The 19,039-nt window shown below is 62.4% G+C and carries 19 protein-coding genes; 7 read left to right on the forward strand and 12 right to left on the reverse strand.

Going from position 1 to position 19,039, the window contains the following annotated elements; all coding sequences use genetic code 11:
* Positions 1-8: 8 nt before the first annotated feature.
* The 5 genes from AB7828_RS17405 to AB7828_RS17425 all read right to left on the reverse strand — a co-directional run bounded on the left by AB7828_RS17405 (position 9) and on the right by AB7828_RS17425 (position 6,379).
* The gene (locus AB7828_RS17405; protein WP_089265787.1) at positions 9-998 is read right to left on the reverse strand and encodes an SPFH domain-containing protein; all 990 of its coding nucleotides are present in this window, start codon (positions 996-998) and stop codon (positions 9-11) included.
* Positions 999-1,232: 234 nt separating this feature from the next.
* Positions 1,233-2,270, reverse strand: coding sequence for a ferrochelatase (hemH, locus tag AB7828_RS17410; RefSeq protein WP_439065084.1), 1,038 nt, complete (start codon positions 2,268-2,270; stop codon positions 1,233-1,235).
* 71 nt (positions 2,271-2,341) lie between these two features.
* Positions 2,342-3,499, reverse strand: coding sequence for a nickel/cobalt transporter (locus tag AB7828_RS17415; protein ID WP_441232258.1), 1,158 nt, complete (start codon positions 3,497-3,499; stop codon positions 2,342-2,344).
* A complete protein-coding gene (locus AB7828_RS17420; protein WP_441230734.1) occupies positions 3,499-4,146 on the reverse strand; it encodes a DUF1007 family protein in 648 nt (215 codons plus the stop codon). Before AB7828_RS17420 ends, AB7828_RS17415 begins: the two co-directional genes overlap by 1 nt.
* A gap of 142 nt (positions 4,147-4,288) precedes the next feature.
* The gene (locus tag AB7828_RS17425) at positions 4,289-6,379 is read right to left on the reverse strand and encodes a M3 family metallopeptidase (protein WP_441230735.1); all 2,091 of its coding nucleotides are present in this window, start codon (positions 6,377-6,379) and stop codon (positions 4,289-4,291) included.
* Positions 6,380-6,510: 131 nt separating this feature from the next.
* On the opposite strand from AB7828_RS17425, the gene AB7828_RS17430 reads away from it, so the two are divergent.
* From AB7828_RS17430 to AB7828_RS17455, 6 genes are all read left to right on the forward strand, one after another.
* The gene (locus AB7828_RS17430) at positions 6,511-6,762 is read left to right on the forward strand and encodes a hypothetical protein (protein ID WP_068728984.1); all 252 of its coding nucleotides are present in this window, start codon (positions 6,511-6,513) and stop codon (positions 6,760-6,762) included.
* Between the two features lie 874 nt (positions 6,763-7,636).
* Positions 7,637-8,779, forward strand: coding sequence for a type III PLP-dependent enzyme (locus AB7828_RS17435; protein ID WP_068728986.1), 1,143 nt, complete (start codon positions 7,637-7,639; stop codon positions 8,777-8,779).
* A 148-nt stretch (positions 8,780-8,927) separates the two neighbouring features.
* Positions 8,928-9,524: a GNAT family N-acetyltransferase gene (locus AB7828_RS17440; protein ID WP_439065086.1), complete on the forward strand. Its 597-nt coding sequence runs from the start codon at positions 8,928-8,930 to the stop codon at positions 9,522-9,524.
* A 54-nt stretch (positions 9,525-9,578) separates the two neighbouring features.
* Positions 9,579-9,965: a RidA family protein gene (locus tag AB7828_RS17445; RefSeq protein ID WP_089265784.1), complete on the forward strand. Its 387-nt coding sequence runs from the start codon at positions 9,579-9,581 to the stop codon at positions 9,963-9,965.
* A gap of 271 nt (positions 9,966-10,236) precedes the next feature.
* Entirely contained in the window at positions 10,237-10,641 is a 405-nt protein-coding gene (rnk, locus tag AB7828_RS17450; RefSeq protein WP_441230736.1) for a nucleoside diphosphate kinase regulator, read from the forward strand.
* Between the two features lie 128 nt (positions 10,642-10,769).
* A complete protein-coding gene (locus tag AB7828_RS17455; RefSeq protein ID WP_441230737.1) occupies positions 10,770-12,215 on the forward strand; it encodes a homospermidine synthase in 1,446 nt (481 codons plus the stop codon).
* 215 nt (positions 12,216-12,430) lie between these two features.
* On the opposite strand, the gene AB7828_RS17460 is transcribed toward AB7828_RS17455, so the two are convergent.
* Positions 12,431-13,171, reverse strand: coding sequence for an acetoacetate decarboxylase (locus AB7828_RS17460; RefSeq protein WP_441230738.1), 741 nt, complete (start codon positions 13,169-13,171; stop codon positions 12,431-12,433).
* 216 nt (positions 13,172-13,387) lie between these two features.
* Between AB7828_RS17460 and AB7828_RS17465 the strand changes: the two genes are divergently transcribed.
* Entirely contained in the window at positions 13,388-13,873 is a 486-nt protein-coding gene (locus tag AB7828_RS17465; protein ID WP_441232259.1) for a MaoC family dehydratase, read from the forward strand.
* 23 nt (positions 13,874-13,896) lie between these two features.
* Here AB7828_RS17465 and AB7828_RS17470 read toward each other — a convergent pair whose 3' ends face one another.
* The 6 genes from AB7828_RS17470 to AB7828_RS17495 all read right to left on the reverse strand — a co-directional run bounded on the left by AB7828_RS17470 (position 13,897) and on the right by AB7828_RS17495 (position 19,034).
* Positions 13,897-14,235: a hypothetical protein gene (locus tag AB7828_RS17470; protein ID WP_439074596.1), complete on the reverse strand. Its 339-nt coding sequence runs from the start codon at positions 14,233-14,235 to the stop codon at positions 13,897-13,899.
* Between the two features lie 106 nt (positions 14,236-14,341).
* A complete protein-coding gene (locus tag AB7828_RS17475) occupies positions 14,342-15,058 on the reverse strand; it encodes an MgtC/SapB family protein (protein ID WP_089265780.1) in 717 nt (238 codons plus the stop codon).
* 96 nt (positions 15,059-15,154) lie between these two features.
* Positions 15,155-16,177, reverse strand: a complete 1,023-nt coding sequence (locus AB7828_RS17480; protein WP_420878672.1) for a WD40 repeat domain-containing protein — start codon at positions 16,175-16,177, stop codon at positions 15,155-15,157.
* Entirely contained in the window at positions 16,177-17,220 is a 1,044-nt protein-coding gene (locus AB7828_RS17485; RefSeq protein ID WP_115032941.1) for a CobW family GTP-binding protein, read from the reverse strand. Before AB7828_RS17485 ends, AB7828_RS17480 begins: the two co-directional genes overlap by 1 nt.
* 51 nt (positions 17,221-17,271) lie before the next feature.
* Positions 17,272-18,117 (reverse strand): metal ABC transporter substrate-binding protein, encoded by an 846-nt coding sequence (locus AB7828_RS17490; RefSeq protein ID WP_441232260.1) that lies wholly within the window; start codon positions 18,115-18,117, stop codon positions 17,272-17,274.
* 47 nt (positions 18,118-18,164) lie between these two features.
* Positions 18,165-19,034, reverse strand: coding sequence for a metal ABC transporter permease (locus tag AB7828_RS17495; RefSeq protein WP_441230739.1), 870 nt, complete (start codon positions 19,032-19,034; stop codon positions 18,165-18,167).
* Between the last annotated feature and the right edge of the window lie 5 nt (positions 19,035-19,039).

Genomic DNA, 19,039 nt, shown 5'->3' on the forward strand with positions numbered 1-19,039 from the left:
CGAAATTCCTAGCTGCGCGGTGGCGTCGTACCCGCCGGCGGCACTGATCCGCTGCGGCGCGCGGCAGCCTGGGCCGAGGTCGAGTTCTCGCCGAAGGTCGCCTTGGCTATCTCGCCGATGCCGGCCAGCGAGCCCAGCATGCTCATGGCTTCCACCGGCAGCATGATGACCTTCTGGTTCGGCGATTCCGCAAGCTGGCCGAACGCCTTGATGTATTTGTCGGCGATAAAGTAGTTCAGCGCCGCAACGTCACCCTTCGAAATCGCCTCCGACACCACCCGCGTTGCGTTGGCTTCGGCCTCTGCGGAACGCTCGCGTGCCTCGGCGTCACGGAACGCAGCCTCGCGGCGCCCTTCCGCCTGCAGGATCTGGCCCTGCTTGGCACCTTCGGCACGGAGAATTTCCGACTGGCGCTGACCCTCGGCCTGCAGAATGTCGGCGCGCTTGACGCGCTCGGCCTTCATTTGTCGGCCCATCGCCTCGACGAGGTCCGCCGGCGGCACGATGTCCTTGATCTCGATGCGGTTGACCTTGAGGCCCCATGGCGACACCGCGGCATCGACGACGCGCAGCAGCCGCTCATTGATCTCGTCGCGATGCGACAGCACTTGATCGAGATCCATCGAGCCCATCACCGAACGGATGTTGGTCATGGTCAGCACGATGATCGCCTGATTGAGGTCGGACACTTCGTAGCTTGCCTTGGCCGCGTCGAACACCTGGAAGAACGCGACGCCGTCCACGGTGACGGTGGCGTTGTCCTTGGTGATCACTTCCTGTTCGGGGATGCTGATCACCTGCTCCATCATGTTCATCTTGCGACCGACGCGGTCGAAATAAGGGATGATGAGGTTGAGGCCTGGCGACAGCGTGCGGGTGAATTTGCCGAAGCGTTCGATGGTCCAGTCATAGCCCTGCGGCACGGTCTTCACGCCGGCAAACAGCGTGAAGATGATCAGCAGTACAACGGCGATGGCGAAAATGTCGTAACCGGACATCAAAGTCTCCCTGCGGCAAAATGGACGCGCAACATATGGCGCCTCGTTGTTTTGTCGGCGTGGAGGATTTTAAGGTTCGAAATCGGGAAAAGCGAGAGCGCCGACGTGATCACGAGCCACGGACCTCTCAGCCGTCATTGCGAGGAGCCCTTGCGACGAAGCAATCCAGTCTTCGCTTGTGGCTTCTGGATTGCTTCGCTGCGCTCGCAATGACGTGGATGGGTTGGAGCGCCCTTAGATCCAGCCCTGCAGCTCGCGCAGCACAAGCTGGCGGATCGTGTCCATGCCCTCGTCGCTGTCGTTGAGGCAGGGGATCGCAGAGAATTGCTCGCCGCCATTGTGCATGAAGATCTCGCAATTCTCCTGCGCGATTTCTTCCAGCGTCTCCAGGCAGTCGGCCGAAAAGCCAGGCATTACGACGGCAATGCGACGCACGCCGTCCTTAGCGAGCTGCTCGATGGTCTTGTCCGTATAGGGCTGAAGCCAGGCATCGAAGCCGAAACGGGACTGGAAGGTCAGCAGCAGCTTCGGCGCATCCGGCCCAAGCCGTTTGCGCAGCGCTTCGGTCGTGGCCACGCATTGCGCCTGATAAGGGTCGCCCTTGTCGATGTATTTCTGCGGCATGCCGTGGAACGACGCCACGATCATTTCCGGCACGAATGACAGCGTCGCCAGATGCTTCTCGATCGAGGTCGCCAGCGCGCCGATATAATCCGGCTCATCATAATAAGGCGGTGTGACCCGCAGCGTCGGCTGCGCCCGCATGGTGCCGAGCACGCGGAACACTTCGTCGCAAACGGTCGCAGAGGTCGCCGCCGAATATTGCGGATAGAGCGGCACCACCAGAATGCGGTCGCAGCCCTTTGCAGTCAGCTCGGCAATGCGGGAGCGGATGGAGGGATTGCCGTAGCGCATCGCCCAGTCCACCACGAGATGTGTATGACTATCGAGCGAGGCTGCGAGCTTGTCGGACTGCGCACGCGTGATCGTCTTCAGCGGAGACTCGTTCTTCTCCGTGTTCCAAATCTTCAGATAGTCCTTGGCCTTGCGGCGCGGCCGCGTGGTCAGGATGATGCCATTGAGGATCAGCTTCCACAGCAGGCCCTGGTTCTCGATCACGCGCGGATCGGACAGGAACTCTCTGAGATAGACGCGCACGCCGCGGGTATCCGCCGTGTCGGGAGTTCCGAGATTGACCAGCAAGACGCCGACGCGTTCCGGTATCTCCAGGGTGGAGGCCAGTGGCTGCTCGAGGGAAACGACATTTGTCATGATGCCGGTGGCTTCGCGCTTTGGCTGGACCTTGTCAAGACGACGGACTGTCCATCAGGGCAGGACAGCGATCAGAAACAGGTGACGCGTTCGGCCGCGACATAGCCCAGCAGCAGGCCAACGCCGAACAGCATCACCAGCGCCGCCGCGCCGAACTCGATCCCCCGCATCACCAGCGCGCCACTGCCATCGCGGCCACCGGCCAGACGGCCGGCGAGGCCCTTGGCGGAGACGGCGATGACGGCAATGGTTGCCACGGTAATCGCGGTTCCCAAACCCATCACGAAAGTCGCAGCGATGCCGGCCCAGAACATCCCCTGCGCCAGCGCGAAAACCAGCACGAGAATCGCGCCGGAACACGGCCGGATGCCCACCGTGAACACGGCCGACAGTCCGCGCGCCCAGCCACCGGGACCGGCGAGCTGATCCGGCGTCGGGCCGTGGGAATGGCCGCAATGCTCGTCATGAACGTGATCGTGATGACTGTGATCATGGTGCGCATGTGCTGAAGCCGTCGCCTCGGCATGGGCCGAATGGGCGTGCGCATGAGCATGCGCGTGGCCATGAGCGTGCTCATGGTGATGGTGGTCATGGCCGTGATCGTGCGTATGCGCGGACGCGCTGGCATGCGCCATCGCGAGCTGCGGGCCGGCGGCCGGCAGCGACGGTCGCAAGGCGCGGAAGAACCCGCGCCCCTTGCTCCAGACCAAACGCGCGCCGAACGCCGCAATCAGGCCATAGCTGGCGATCTCCACCCAGCGCTCGGTACTGCACATGGTCTTGGCCGTGACATTCAGCAGCCAGGCACCAATGCCGACGATCAATACCGCCACCAGCGCCTGCATCAGCGCCGAGACGAAGGACAGCGCAATGCCGCGCTTGGCGGTCTCTTCATTGGCGACCAGATAAGACGAGATCACCGCCTTGCCATGGCCGGGGCCGGCGGCGTGGAAGATACCGTAGGCAAAGGAGATCGCCAGCAGCGTCCACACCGCGCTGCCGTCGGACTTTGCGGCACGGATGGTCGAGGACATCGCCCGGTAGAATTCGGACTGCTTGGTGAGCAGCCAGCCGATGATGCCGCCGACTTGCGAGTCCGGCACGCCTTTCGGCGCACCGAACGGATTCTGCGCCAACGCGTCATGCAGCGCGCCATCGGCAATCACCGCCACGGCCGCCAGCACGGCGCAGGCCCACAGCACGCGGCGCATCGTCTTCTTCTCGAACATCATGGGCAATCGACCGTGATCTTATTGGCGAACATGGCGCCGTAATTGCTGTTCTCGCCATTCATGAAGGTGTCTTCATTCATGGTCTGCGCCTTGGCGGCGCCGTCCGACGGGCGCTGGATCGCCATCGTGCAGGTGGCCGGTGCGCCGGCCAGCTTGATGGGGTCTTTCTTCTCCAGACCGAAATCGACGAAGAAGCTCGGATCGAAGATTTCGAGTTCCATCTTCTTGGCCTTGAACGGTGTCTTGAACGGCAGCGTGAAGTGCAGCACCAGCGCGGCGTCACGCTTCTCCAGATAATAGTCGACGGGATCGTTGAAGCGCTGCTTCTTGCCCTCCACCTTGGCGAAGGTGAAGAAGGCGAATTCCTTCAGCGACTCCACATTGGTCTGGGCCAGCGGCGCCAGTTCCTCGCGGGTATAGACGCCCTTGGTCTTGCTCTCGATGCCCTGCAGCGCATAGGTCGAGAACATGTCGTCGAACACCCAGGCATGGCGCACGCCGGTGATGGTGCCGTCCGGCGCGTAGATCAGTTCGCTCGATGCCGTGACGAAGACATGCGGGTGGGCGGAGGCAGCAGTGATGCCGGCTGTGAAGGCGAACAGCAGGGCGAAGATTCCCGCTAGCGACCTCAACAACCTCCGCATGTCATCCCCGCGAAGGCGGGGATCCATACACGCCGTCTTACTGTTGATCCGTGGGGCTAACCGCATCGCTTCATCACATGCTCGGAGGTTATGGATCCCCGCCTTCGCGGGGATGACAAATTGAGAGGTCACGACACCTGCCTCACGCCGCCTCAGGCTCTTCCAGCAACCCGCGCCGCCGCAACAGCGCATCCGGCGCGGGGGCACGGCCGCGGAACGCTATATAGGCCGCCTCCGGATCGACCGAACCGCCCGACGAATAGATGTCGTCATGCAGCCGCTTGGCCACCGCGGGATCGAAGATGTTGCCGGCTTCCTCGAAGGCGCCGAAGGCGTCCGCATCCATCACTTCGGACCACATGTAGCTGTAGTAGCCAGACGCGTAATGATCGCCGGAGAAGATGTGTCCGAACTGCGTCGGCCGGTGCCGCAGCGCGATTTCCTCGGGCATGCCGATCTTCTCCAGCTCCTTCTTCTCGAAGGCCGCGACGTCCACGCTGGCCGACGCCGGCTGGGTATGGAATTCAAGATCGATCAGCGCCGACGACACAAACTCCACCGTGGCAAAGCCCTGGTTGAACTTGCGGGCAGCGATGAACCGCTTCAGCAGATCGTCGGGCAGCGGCTCGCCGGTCTGGTAGTGCTTGGCGAAGGTCTGCAGCACCTGCGGCTGCTCCTGCCAGTGTTCATAGAGTTGCGACGGCAGTTCGACGAAGTCGGTGAACACCGACGTCCCCGACAGCGAGGGATAGGTGACGTTGGACAGCATGCCGTGCAGGCCATGGCCGAATTCATGGAACAGCGTGCGCGCATCGTCCGGCGACAGCAGCGATGGCTGGCCGTCGGTGCCCTTGGCGAAGTTGCAGATATTCAGCACCAGCGGCGCGACGTCGCCATCGAGCTTCTGCTGGTCGCGCAGCGAGGTCATCCAGGCGCCGGAGCGCTTCGACGGGCGGGCGAAGTAGTCGCCATAGAAGATCGCCTTGAGCGCGCCTTTGGCATCCTTGACCTCCCAGACGCGGACGTCGGGATGCCAGACCGGCACGTCCTTGCGCTCGGCGAAGGTGATGCCGAACAAGCGCGTCGCGGTGTCGAATTGCGCCGCGATCATGTTGTCGAGGGTCAGATAAGGCTTGATCGCCGCATCATCGAAATTAGCGCGGCGCTGGCGCAGCTTTTCGGCGTAATAGCGCCAATCCCAGGCAGCGAGCTTGAAGTTGCCGCCCTCCTCCGCGATCAGCTCCTGCAGCGCATCGCGATCGGCCAGCGCGCGGGCACGCGCCGGCTTCCAGACCCGCTCCAGCAGACCGCGCACGGCCTCCGGCGTCTTGGCCATGGAGTCTTCCAGGCGATAGGCCGCGAAGGTCGGGAAGCCCAGGATCTTCGCGGTCTCCTCGCGCAGCTTCAGGATTTCGACGATGGTCTCGTTGTTGTCATTGGCATTGCCGTTGTTGCCGCGCTGGATGAAGGCCTTGTAGGCCCTCTCGCGCAGGTCGCGCCGCGCCGCGCTTTTCAGGAACGGCTCCATCGAGGACCGCGACGTGGTGATGATCGCCTTGCCAGTCATGCCGCGCTCGTCGGCCGAGGCCCTGGCCGAAGCGACGAAGCTCTCGGCGAGCCCATCGAGATCGCCTTCGCCCAGCTCCATGAACCACTCCTGCTCGTCGCCGAGCAGATGATGGCTGAAACTGGTGCCGAGATGCGCGAGACGCTCGTTGATCTCAGCCATCCGCGCCTTGGCGGTCTCGTCGAGGCCGGCGCCGGAGCGGTGGAAGCGGGTATAGGTCCGCTCCAGGAGACGCATCTGTTCGGTGGTGAGGCCGAGCTCGGCGCGTTTGTCGTGCAGCGCCACGATGCGGCCGAACAATACGGCATTCATCATGATCGGATTCCAGTGCCGCGCCATCCGCGACGACACGTCCTTGTCGATCTCCAGGATCGCCGGATTGGAATGCGCCGACACCAGATCGTAGAACACCGATGCCACACGGCTGAGCAACTTGCCGGAGCGCTCCAGCGCCGTGATCGTATTGGCGAAGTCAGGCGCGGCCGGATCGTTCACGATCGCGGCAATCTCGGCCGAATGGTCGAAAAACGCCTGTTCGAAGGCCGGCATGAAGTGCTCGGGCTTGATCTCGTCGAACGGCGGGGTCTCGAACGGGGTCTGCCAGGCTTTCAGAAGCGGATTTTCGAGACCTTTCGACGCAACCGGCGAGACCGACGTTTCTGACATAAGAAATCCTGCTTTGAAGCCCATAGAATGCGTCGATCTATACCACGCGATGGGGCTTTTTTGGGCCCTTTAGTGCTTGCCGCAGCAGGCTTTTTCGGAGAGATTGCGGCCCGAAACAGGACCTTGAGATTATGACCACCTCCACCGCCCCCCGCCGCATCTACTGGCCCAGCGTCATCACCGTCATCTCGGCGGCGATCCTGATCGGCGCGGAAGTGTTCGGCGCCGCCTTCGCGGGCGGCTGGGCGCTGTCGATCCTGTTCGGCCTCTCCACCACCGGCGAGCACATCCTGCAGGTTTGCCTGTTCCTGTGCGGCGTCGCCATCATGGTCGCCTTCCTGCGCACCGCCGCACGGATCGAGCCGTTCACCCGCCGCGGCTGAGAACTGCGCGCCCGCGCAGCTCCACTCTCCGGCTTCTTCACACTCGACTGTCATCGCCCAGCCAGGCGCGCAATTGCGTGCTTGAGTCGAGCGCCAGTCACCCGGGCTGCTCGTGATTCGTCGCTAGCTGTAGCGTTTACGGGATCCTCCCTCTCGCGGAGGACGACACCGAGAGCGAGATGACAGCCGCACGAGAGGACGACTACAGGACCATGACGCTGGTGTAGTTCAGCACTCCACGCCAGCCCCAGACTACGCCAATTCCTTAACCGAACTTAACATCCGTTCATGTTGAGCGCGCTGAGTGCGTCTCGTTTGCAACGCTGCGCGATGGCGTTGAATAAAATGCCCCACAGCCCAAAAAAATTGTTGCGTACCAGGGTCAAAGAACCTATTTCCGGTCTTGCCCAATTTCGCACGTGCCTGTGGTCGTGTGTCAGTCGGTAGGTATCCGGACAAGAGGCCGGACAGCCGCCAAGGGATGAAGAAGCCGAGGGTCGTTCGCGGAGTTTTGCGAAAGGCCAGCATCTCTCTCCAGAGATGCCGTTGAAGGTGACTTTGTTCTTTGCAACCGTGACTGGCAGCCGGAGGCGAACCGGCGCACCTCGTTCTCAACGGGGGACGCGACTTAAAGCAACGACGGAGCGGGCTTTTTTGGTCTCTGCTGGCTTTCCAACAGCCAGCGCGAATACCGAAGAGGCTTGTCCTTCATTGCCAGGTGTGCGGTAGGGTCACCCCCAACCAATCCACGGCAGCACTTACGGTCTGTACTTTTGGCTTTGTCACGCCTCCATCGCGTGCCTGGGTCCGAAAGCGCTGAACCGTCATCATTTTTTGAACGTGACCCTTTCGCGGGGCCGTTTGGGAGAGTGCTATGACCGAACGTATTCAGGAATTCCTCCGCGCCCGCCGCAACGAGGGCACCGATGTCGAGCCGTGCCTCGTCGTCGACCTCGAAGTCGTGCGCGACAACTTCCAGAGCTTTGCGAAGGCTTTGCCTGATAGCCGCGTGTTCTACGCGGTGAAGGCAAATCCGGCGCCGGAAGTGCTGTCGCTGCTGGCCTCGATGGGATCGTGCTTCGACTGCGCGTCGGTGCAGGAAATCCAGATGGCGCTCGACGCTGGCGCCACGCCGGACCGCATCTCCTTCGGCAACACCATCAAGAAGGAACGCGATATCGCGCGCGCCCACGCGCTCGGCATCGGCCTGTTCTCGGTCGACTGCGCCGCCGAGGTCGAGAAGATCGCGCGCGCTGCTCCCGGCGCCCGCGTGTTCTGCCGCATCCTCTACGATTGCGCCGGCGCCGAGTGGCCGCTGTCGCGCAAGTTCGGCTGCGATCCGGAAATGGCTGTCGACGTGCTGGACCTCGCCAAGCGTCTTGGCCTGGAGCCCTATGGCATTTCGTTCCATGTCGGCTCGCAGCAGCGCAAGGTGAAGGCATGGGACCGTGCGCTGGCGATGGCCTCGTCGGTGTTCCGTGACTGCGCCGAGCGCGGGATCAACCTCTCCATGGTCAATATGGGCGGCGGCTTCCCGACCAAGTACCTCAAGGAAGTCCCGGCGGTCGTGCAGTACGGCCGTTCGATCTTCCGTGCGCTGCGCAAGCACTTCGGCAACGCGATTCCGGAGACCATCATCGAGCCGGGTCGCGGCATGGTCGGCAATGCCGGCATCATCGAAGCCGAAGTCGTTCTGATCTCGAAGAAGAGCGACGAGGACGACGTGCGCTGGGTTTACCTGGACATAGGCAAGTTCGGCGGTCTCGCCGAGACCATGGACGAGTCGATCCGTTACGCCATCAAGACGCCGCATGACGGCGCCGAGATGACGCCCTGCGTGCTCGCCGGCCCGACCTGCGATTCGGCCGACGTGATGTATGAGAAGCTGCCGTATCCGCTGCCTGTGACGCTCGAGATCGGCGACAAGCTGCTGATCGAAGGCACCGGCGCCTATACGTCGACCTACTCGGCAGTGGCGTTCAACGGCTTCCCGCCGCTGCGCACCTTCCATATCTGAGCGTTGCAAATTTAAGTTCGCTCACTATATCCGGCATCCACCCCGGATATGACTAATCGGAGAGCCGGCCCGCCGGCTCTCATCCCGTCACCTTCCAATTCTGGATGACAACACTCCGTGTGAAAAACGGAGTGGGGACCGACATGCCATGACCGATCTGCACGAGACCGCCACCAACAACACTGTTGCTTTGCCCATCGCAGCCCCTTCGTACGAGATCCGTGCGGAACGTGGCTCCGACGTCGCCGCCCGTGAATCTCTGCTGGATGTGTGCTTCGGCGCTTCGCGCCATGCCCGCACCTGCCAGCGACTGCGTGACGGACGACTGCCCGCCGAAGGCCTGGCCTTCTCGGCGGTGGTGCAAGGCAGGCTGGTCGGCACGATCAGGCTTTGGCATGTCGATGCCGGGGGCCGAGCTGCGTTGATGCTCGGCCCCCTGGCGGTCGATCCGGGTGCCCGCGACCTTGGCCTTGGCGCCGCGTTGATGAATCACGCGATCGCCGAGGCCTCGGCGCGCGGCCATGGCGCCATCGTGCTGCTCGGCGATGCACCTTATTACGCCCGCTTCGGCTTCATGCCCCGGAAAATGACCGATCTGGCGCTGCCCGGGCCGTTCGAGCGCGATCGCCTGCTCGGCCTTGAACTGAAGCCCGGAGCGCTGGATGGCGCCCGCGGCATCATCTTCGGAAGCGGTAAATGGGTCCGCAAGGCTGCTGAGCCTGCCGATCTGGCCCACGCGGCTTGATTTGACCACCAAGACACGGCATTGCGGAGCTCACCTCCGCAGGAGAGCCCGGTAATGACGCGCAAACTGATTTCCACCGGATCGCCATTCGAAAAGACCGCTGGCTACAGCCGCGCCGTGGTCGATGGCGATTTCTGCTTCGTGTCCGGAACCACCGGCTACGATTACACCACCATGATCTTGCCGGCCGACGTCACGGCACAGACACAGAACTGCTTCAAGACCATTGAAGCCGCGCTGAAAGAGGCCGGCTTTGCCATGGCCGATATCGTGCGTGCGATCTACTACATCACCGACGCCAGCGACGCCGACAAGGTGTTCGCGGTGACCGGCGCGCATCTCGGCGAGATCAGGCCCGCTGCCACGCTCCTCGTGGTCTCCGGGCTCTACAAGCCCGAGATGAAAGTCGAAATCGAAGTCACCGCCAAGCGGCGCAGCTGATCGTCAACCGCGCGTCAGACACGCCCGTTGGACGTCGCTGCTAGCAACGGCGCCATCGCCGGTTGACTTTCACTGCAGGATACATAGGTTTCGGCCATCATGACGAACCTGCCCCGCAACCGCTTACTGCTCCGCGCCGGTCACCTTCAAGCAGGAATGTGACCCGGGCGCACGCGCGCGTGCCGTCCGGGCTTGTTCGATTTCAGCATCCTCATCATTCTTGGCATGCTCGGGCGCTTTGCGCGCCGGGCGTCATTTGGCTGTGAAACCCATGATCCATTCCCTTCGCACTGAGCCGCCGCCCATCACACTCCGCCGCAGCGACCGTGAGCGTCTCGGCGTACTGGCCGAGGCCGCTGCAGAGAAATACCCCGTGACCGCCGACTTTCTGGCCGGCGAAGTTGAGCGCGCGACAATCGTGCCTGACACTCATCCATTGCCCGGAATCGTCGGCATGGAGTCCGATGTGACGTTCCGCGACGATATCAGCGGGCAGGAAAAGCACGTCACACTGGTCTATCCGACCTCCGCCGACGTGGACGCCGGGCGAATTTCGGTATTGACCCCGATCGGAGCCGCGCTTATCGGCCTTTCTGCGGGGCAGTCCATTACATTCGAGACGCCCTCGGGGGAACAACGTTCGCTGACCGTTCTCTCGGTCGGCATACGCCGCTGAGCTGCATTTAATACTGGCATCGAGATTTCATTCCCGAAATTTCATTCTGATGTCACATCGTCACTGTCCTTTCCCAACCGCGCACGACGCAGCGCGTTCATCTTGATCCTGTCTGGAGTTAGAAGCTGATGTCCTCATCCCCCGCCTCGCCGATCTACGCGAAGATCACTGGCCCCATCGTGATCGTCGGCTTCGGCTCGATCGGCAAGGGCATGGTGCCGATGATCGAGCGGCATCTCGACTACGACAAGTCGCGCATCACCGTGCTCGACCCCAAGGATGAAGGCCGCAAGGCGCTGTGCGACAAGCATGGCCTGCGCTTCATCCAGCAGGGGCTGACCAGGGAGAATTATCGCGACCTACTGACGCCACTGCTCACCGAAGGCGGCGGCCAGGGTTTTTGCGTCAACCTGTCGGTCGATACCGGCTCGGTCGATATCATGGAGCTCTGCAACGAGCTCGGCGCGCTCTACATCGACACGGTCAACGAGCCTTGGCTCGGCTTCTATTTCGACGCCTCGAAGGGCGCCGAAGCGCGCTCCAACTACGCTTTGCGCGAAACGACGCTGGCCGCCAAGAAGGCACGCAAGCCCGGCTCGACCACGGCGGTCTCCTGCTGCGGCGCCAATCCCGGCATGGTCTCCTTCTTCGTCAAGCAGGCGCTGCTGAATGTCGCCTCCGACCTGAAGCTCAATGCCCCGCAACCGAAGACCAAGGCCGAATGGGCGGATTTGATGCGGCAGGCCGGCATCAAGGGCGTCCACATCGCTGAGCGCGACACCCAGCGCTCCAAGTCGCCGAAGCCGCCGGAGGTCTTCGTCAACACCTGGTCGGTCGAAGGCTTCCTCTCGGAAGGCGTGCAGCCGTCCGAACTCGGCTGGGGCACCCATGAAAAGTGGATGCCGGAGAATGCACACACCCATGAGGCCGGCTGCGGCGCTGCGATCTACCTGATGCAGCCCGGCGCCAATACGCGCGTGCGCACCTGGTGCCCGACGCGCGGCGCGCAATACGGCTTCCTCGTCACCCACAACGAGTCGATCTCGATCTCCGATTATTTCACGGTGCGTGACGCTTCGGGCACCGCGGTGTTCCGGCCGACCTGCCACTATGCCTATCACCCGGCAGACGATGCCGTACTGTCGCTGCACGAGATGTTCGGCTCCGGCAAGATGCAGACGAAGCACCACATCCTCGACGAGAACGAAATCGTCGATGGCATCGACGAACTCGGCGTGCTGCTCTACGGCCACGACAACAATGCCTACTGGTTCGGCTCACAGCTCTCCATCGAGGAGACGCGTGAACTCGCGCCCTATCAGAACGCCACCGGCCTGCAGGTGACCTCGGCCGTGCTCGGCGGCATGGTGTGGGCGCTGGAGCACCCGACCGAGGGCATCGTCGAGGCCGACGAGATCGACTTCGAGCGTCTGCTGGAGATCCAGACACCCTATCTCGGCCCGGTGAAGGGCTACTACACCGACTGGACGCCGCTCGAAGGCCGCCCGGGCCTGTTCCCGGAAGATATCGATACGAGCGATCCGTGGCAGTTCAAGAACGTGCTGGTGCGTTGAACTGAGTGCTCAGCCTGAATGAGTAACGACGAAGGCGGCAGTGTCGGACACTGCCGCCTTTTTTGTACCTTCGCATTTTATGGTGAGGCTCTGCCTTCTCCCCACGTCATGGCCGGGCCTGACCCGGCCATCCATCTTCGTTGGACGGTGCAGAAAGGTGGATACGCGGGTCAAGCCCGCGTATGACGTCGGCGTGTGAGGAGGCCCTGGACAGCTCACTTCGCCAGATAATCAAACGCCACTTCGCCCAATCCCAGCGTCAGGTCGCACTTGAAGTGCAGCGCCGACACGACTTCCTTCACCGGCAACCGCGCCACATCCGCGAGCGCATGCGGGAACAGCCCGAGTGCCGCAGGTCCGGTCCAGGCTTCCTTCAGATTGATCTCTTCCAGGTGATAGTGCACCAGCTCGCAGATGCGCGGCGTGCCGTCGACATGCGGGATGATCTTCAGAATAAAGTTCGGCACCTGCAGCGCGTGCATCACCGTGTCATGATCCACCGGCCGGTGCTTGTAGCCCATGGTGCCGGACGCACAGAGCACCGAGCCGTAATGCAGCGTGCCGACCAGCACGTCGCTTTCGACCACGATCTTCGGCGTCGCGCGCTTCTTCGGGAAGCCCCACAGCTCGCGTCCACCGGCGATCGGCGCATCGTCATCGAGATACATCGAATGGATGTAGACGCCCTCGACGCCATTGAGGCGCACCGGAATCGCCTGCCCGGTTTCGGTGTAATCGCCGAAGCCGGTGGAATCGGGCATGCGGATGAATTCGTATTTGACGATGTTGTCGACGATCTCCAGCGGCTCCGGCACCACAGCCTGCAGCGCGTCCATGTCGGTGCGATAGCTGATGATGAAATATTCGCGGTCGTAGAATTTGTAGGGCCCGCGCGGGAATGACGGATTGGTCAGCGGCATCGAATAGGCGTTGTTGCGAACGTCGTCGATTTTCATGAAGCCCCCCTGTGATCTCGTGCGCAGGGAGTATGGAGGCGACTGGTGAAGCTGGCGAGACAAGATTGCAGGCACCTGCCCAGCCAGCCGCCGTGGACACGTGAAACCACGAGACCACGATGACATATGAGCTTAAAAAGGGCCGTTTGAAACGCCGTCCATGACGGGCGCAAATATTGGGAAGCCGGAGTGTCAGACGAGAGACGTGCAGCCGAAATGGAAGCGATCCGCGCCAAGCTGATTCCGCTGGAACAATATCGCAAGCTGCTCAACGGACCCGAACTCGTGTCGGAATGGCTGATGGTCGATCAGACGATGATCGATACGTTTGCAGACGCCACCCGCGATCATCAATTCATCCACACCGATCCCGAGCGCGCCAAGGCTGAGACGCCGTTTGGCGGTACGATCGCCCATGGATTTCTAACGCTGTCATTGCTGTCGACGCTGGCTTTCGATGCGATGCCGGGCGTCGAGCGAACGCGGATGGGCGTCAACCATGGCTTCGAGCGCGTGCGGTTCAACAGTCCGGTCAAATCCGGCACGCGGGTGCGCGGCAAGTTTCGCCTGGTCAAGCTGACCGAACGCGTGGTTTCGCTGCAATCGGCCTGGGATGCGGTTATCGAAGTGGAAGGCGTGACCAAACCGGCTTTAGAAGCGCACTGGATCACGCTGGCGCTGCTGGATTCCAACACCGTCTGAATGATCGCTTGCTCAGCGTATGACTACTTCGCCGTGATCGGCGGCGCGGTCTTCTCAGCCGGCGCCGGTGGCAGCGCCGGCTTGGCGCCGGCATCGCGTGCTTCTGCATCCGGACGCGCCGGCTGCGGCGGCGTTTCCTGCGGGCGCTGGCCAGTGGTCGCGGGTTCTGCGGGGGCCGACGGCTTGTTTTCGGCACCCGGCGTTGACTGCAGTGGCGGCGTCGCCTGGGCAAATCGAGCGGATGGCGGCGTTAGCGTGAGCCGCGCCATTGCCGACGTCGATGCGCCCAATCCTGCTGCGGTCGCCAAGATCGCGATCGTGAAATAGGTCCGGAACACGCGCGTCTGGGTCGTCGGGATCATGGCATCCACCGCAGTTAATGTGCGGTGACAACGGGAGCCGCCCGCCAAAGTTCCCGAGCCGGAAAGTCGCAGATCGCCTATGGCGCCCTGGACTTCTTCTGGACGACTAATCCTTGGTGCTGACGTCCCATGTGGCGTTGCGCACGCCGGCATACGCCTCGAGCCGGGCGGCCACGGCATCCAGCTCCTTGGGATCGACGGCCGTCGAGACCAGCGTGGCGACGATCTCCTGCTGGGTGTCGCTCTGCTCGATCACATCGACATCGCCGACCGGATATTTTGCGGCTTCCAGCGCCTCCTGCAGGCGCTCGCGCATCTCCGGCACCACCTCGGGCGAGACCGTGAGCCGCACGTAATAGGTCACTTCCGACGACTTCGCGTCCAGCGGCGCCCGGTTGATCGCATTGACCAGCGGCCGCAGCAACGTATTGCCGGCCAGCACGAAAAACGTAAGCGCGATAGCCTGTGCGATCATGTCCGCGCCGGCGCAGGAGCCCACCGCGGCCGAACTCCATAGCGTCGCCGCCGTATTGAGGCCGCGCACATTGGTGCCTTCCTTCATGATGACGCCCGCGCCGAGAAAGCCGATGCCGGAGACGACATAGGCGATCACGCGCACCGCGCCATCGGCACCGTGCAGCTGCATTGCCAGATCGACGAAAGCGGCCGCCCCGAGCGCCACCAGCACATTGGTGCGCAGGCCCGCGGTGCGCTGGCGATATTGTCGCTCAGCACCGATCAGCGTGCCCAGCACAAAGGCCGTGGCCAGGCTGAGCAGCGTGTCGAGGAAGTCGTAGGTCTGGAATGTTGCCAAAAATCGCATGATGTCTGCATGCGTACAGGAAGTGACGGGCGGATGACAATGCCGCCTCGCACCGACCGTCGTGAACTCCCTCTCCCCACAGGGGAGGTGAAAGAACTACAGCTCCAGCAGCCCGGCGTCGCCGTCCTGATCGGCAAAAGCCAGCAGCGTACCCTTGGCATTCCAGGCCAGCGCGCTGACGGGCTGCCCTTTGTTGGCCCGCACCAGAATTTCCGCGCCGTCGGTCATGCGGACCATCAGGATAGTGCCGTCACTGTAACCGGCGGCCAGGATGTCCTGCTTGGGATGACAGGCCACCATGGTGACCTTGGCCTTGAGCGGCGCCAGCATCGCCGGCTCCTTGCCCATCGGGCCGTCCTTGCTGGCAAACGGCCAGATGATGACCGTATCGGCGCCCGAGGTCGCGAGACCCTTGCCGCCGGCGCTCCAGGAAATCGAGCGCACGCGTGCGGGATAGCCGGTCATGCGCATGTGCTTGCCGTCCACGAGACGCCAGCCATGCAGCGCCGGCTCATGCATCGCGGTGACCAGAAACTTGTTGTCCGGGCTGAAGGTCACGCCGAGATGCGAACCGGCCCATTCCAGCACTTCGGCATTGCCGGCCATGTTGGGAAACCACAGCGTCACGCCGTTGTAGTGGGCTATCGCGAGCCGCAGCCCTTTGGGCGCGAATGCAAGGCCGCCAACGGTCGATGGCACCTCGAAGAATTTCACTTCGCCCTTCGGCGCCTGCACGAAGGCCGTCTTGCCCGCCGACCACGCCACAGCGCCGTCGGGATGCAGCGCGACGCTGTCGATCCAGCGCCGCTTGGCGTCGGTCGCAAAGGTCGAGACTGTGCCGTCGCGGTCGAGCACGACGACCTTGCCGTCGTCGCAGCCCATCACGATGCGCTTGCCGTCGGAGGTCGAGCACAGGATGCCACCGAACGCGACCTCGACCGGCGACATCGCGCCTGCCGGATCGACCAGCGTGACTTTCTCTTCGGCGCCGACAAAGGCTGCCTTGTCGCCGAGAAAATGCACTGATGTGACCGACGCACCGATGGCCACCGGCAACACGCGGTCGGTGACCGAAACGATGGATTCCTGCTCCTGCAGCGGATTGAAATCGGACATCATCAGGCGGGGATGCAGCGTTCGAAGCCGTCGCGGATCAGCTGCTCGGGCAGATCGCGACCGATAAAGACAAGACGGCTTTCGCGCTTCTCGCCGTCCTTCCACGGCCGCTGATGATCGCCTTCGAGCATCATGTGCACGCCCTGGAAGACATAGCGCTCGTCATCGCCGGAGAACGACAGGATGCCCTTGGAGCGCAAAATCTTGCCGCCCTCCTTGGCCATCAGGTCCTGCAGCCAGGGCATGAAGGTCGACGCATCGAGCGCCTTGTCGGTGCGCAGCGACATCGAGTGCATGTCCTCGTCGTGATAGTGCTTCAAACCACCGTGGCCATGATCATGATGGTGATGATGGCCGTGATCGTGGTCATGATGATCGTGACCGTCGTCCGCATTGAGGAATTCCGGTTCGATCTCCAGAATGCGATCGAGATCGAAGGCGCCACGCTCCAGCACATCGGACAGCTTGACCTGCGCGCGTTCGGTCTTGTGCAGCTTGGCGTAGGGGTTGATGGCGCGAATGCGCGCCTCGACTTCGGCGAGCTCAGCCTTCGACACGAGATCGATCTTGTTCAGCACGATGACGTCGGCAAAGGCGATCTGGTTCTTGGCTTCCGGCGCATCCTTGAGGCGGTCGCTCAGCCATTTGGCATCGGCCACGGTCACGACGGCATCGAGCCGTGCATGGGCCTGCACGTCCTCGTCGACGAAGAAGGTCTGCGCCACCGGGGCCGGATCCGCGAGGCCCGTGGTCTCGACGATGATCGCGTCGAACTTGCCCTTGCGCTTCATGAGACCATCGAGAATGCGCACGAGGTCGCCACGCACGGTGCAGCAGACGCAGCCGTTGTTCATCTCGAACACTTCTTCATCGGCGCCGATGATGAGATCGTTGTCGATGCCGATCTCGCCGAATTCGTTGACGATCACGGCGTATTTCTTGCCGTGATTTTCCGACAGGATGCGGTTCAGCAGCGTGGTCTTGCCGGCGCCGAGATAGCCGGTCAGCACGGTCACGGGAATTTTGTTGGCAGTCGCTTCAGACATGATCACTCCGGCGGGGTCTTGTGCAGCGCCGGCAGCAGGGGTGCCCCTGCGCTAACTGGTCAGCGCGCTCGTCAGCGCCTTTATATTGTGCCTGACCATATCAATGTAAGTGGGTGCATCGCCGTTTTCGGCCGTCAGACTGTCCGAATACAGCGTTCCGCCAATTTTTGCCCCGGTCTCGGCAGCAATCCGGCGCATCAGCCGGGGATCGGCGATGTTTTCCAGAAAAACCGCCGGAATTTTCGAGATCTTGAGCTGAGTGATGATGACCGCGATATCCTTGGCGCTGGGCTCGGAATCCGTCGAAACGCCCTGCGGCGCAATAAATTCGATGCCATAGGCCGCAGCGAAATAGCCGAAGGCGTCATGGGTCGAGATCACCTTGCGGTGCGCCGCGGGGATGGAAGCCACAGCCGCCTTCACGTCACTGTCGAGGGCAGTCAGCTTCGCGAGATAGGCCTCGGCGTTCGCCTTGTAGATGTCGGCCCCGGCAGGATCGGCCTTGGCCAGCGCATCGCGAATGTTTGCGACGTAGATCCTGGCATTGGCCACCGATTGCCAGGCGTGTGGATCCTCGTGCGAGTCGAGCTTGCGCGGTGCGATGCCCTGGGTTGCGGTGACGATGACAGCCTTGCCGCCGGATGATTTGACCAGCCGCGGCAGCCAGCCTTCGAAGCCGAGGCCGTTGACGACAACGAGCTTCGCGTCGGCGATCTTTTTCGCGTCACGCGGCGTCGGTGTGTAGACATGCGCATCGCCATTCGGGCCGACCAGGGTCGTGACAGCGACTCGCTCGCCACCGACATTGCGCACGAAGTCACCCAGGATGGAGAAACTCGCGACGACATCGATCTTGTCCTGCGCACGCGCCGGGACGATCGCAGCGACGAGCGACATGATAGCAGAAAGCACGAATATGCTGGATTTCCGCATGACTGACACACCTACGCCTCAAGATGCCGGCCGGGGAATAACTGCCTCACCAAGCCACTGACATTGCCGAACAAAACCGAAAATACGTAGAGCACCGCGGCGACCAGAATGATCGCGGGGCCGGACGGCACCTTGGTCTGGAACGACAGCACCAGACCGAAGTAACCGGAGACCATCGCGCTCGCGACGGAGATCATCATCATCCCCGTGATATCGCGCGACCAGAACCGCGCGATGCCCGCCGGCAGGATCATCAGCCCCACCGCGAGCAGCGTACCGAGCGCATGAAAGCCGTTGACGAGATTGACCACGACCAGCGCAAGGAACGCCAGATGCGCGGGTGCACCGGCGCGCGAGACTGTGCGCAAAAACACCGGATCGACGCATTCGATCACCAGCGGGCGATAGATCACCGCCATCACCACCAGCGTGATCGTCGCGTTGAACGCGATCACCAGCAGCGTCTGATCGTCGAGTGCGAGAATATTGCCAAACAGCACATGCAGCAGATCGATATTGGTGCCGCGCATCGAGACAATGGTGACACCCACCGCCAGCGAAACGAGATAGAACGCCGCGAGCGATGCGTCTTCCTTGATCACGGTGACGCGCGACACGAGACCAGCGAGCAGCGCAACGGAAAAGCCTGCAATCAGGCCGCCAAACGTCATCGCAAATAGATTTAGCCCCGAGAACAGGAAGCCGATCGCAGCCCCTGGCAGGATCGCATGCGCCATCGCATCGCCGACAAGGCTCATTCGCCGCAGCATCAAGAACACGCCGATCGGCGCGCCGCCGAGCGCGAGCGCAACCACGCCGGCCAATGCACGGCGCATAAATTCAAATTCGAGGAAAGGCGTGATCAGCGCATCGTAGAGCATGTCGA

The sequence above is a fragment of the Tardiphaga sp. 215_C5_N2_1 genome, from assembly GCF_052076055.1.
In the GTDB taxonomy this organism is placed as follows: domain Bacteria; phylum Pseudomonadota; class Alphaproteobacteria; order Rhizobiales; family Xanthobacteraceae; genus Tardiphaga; species Tardiphaga robiniae.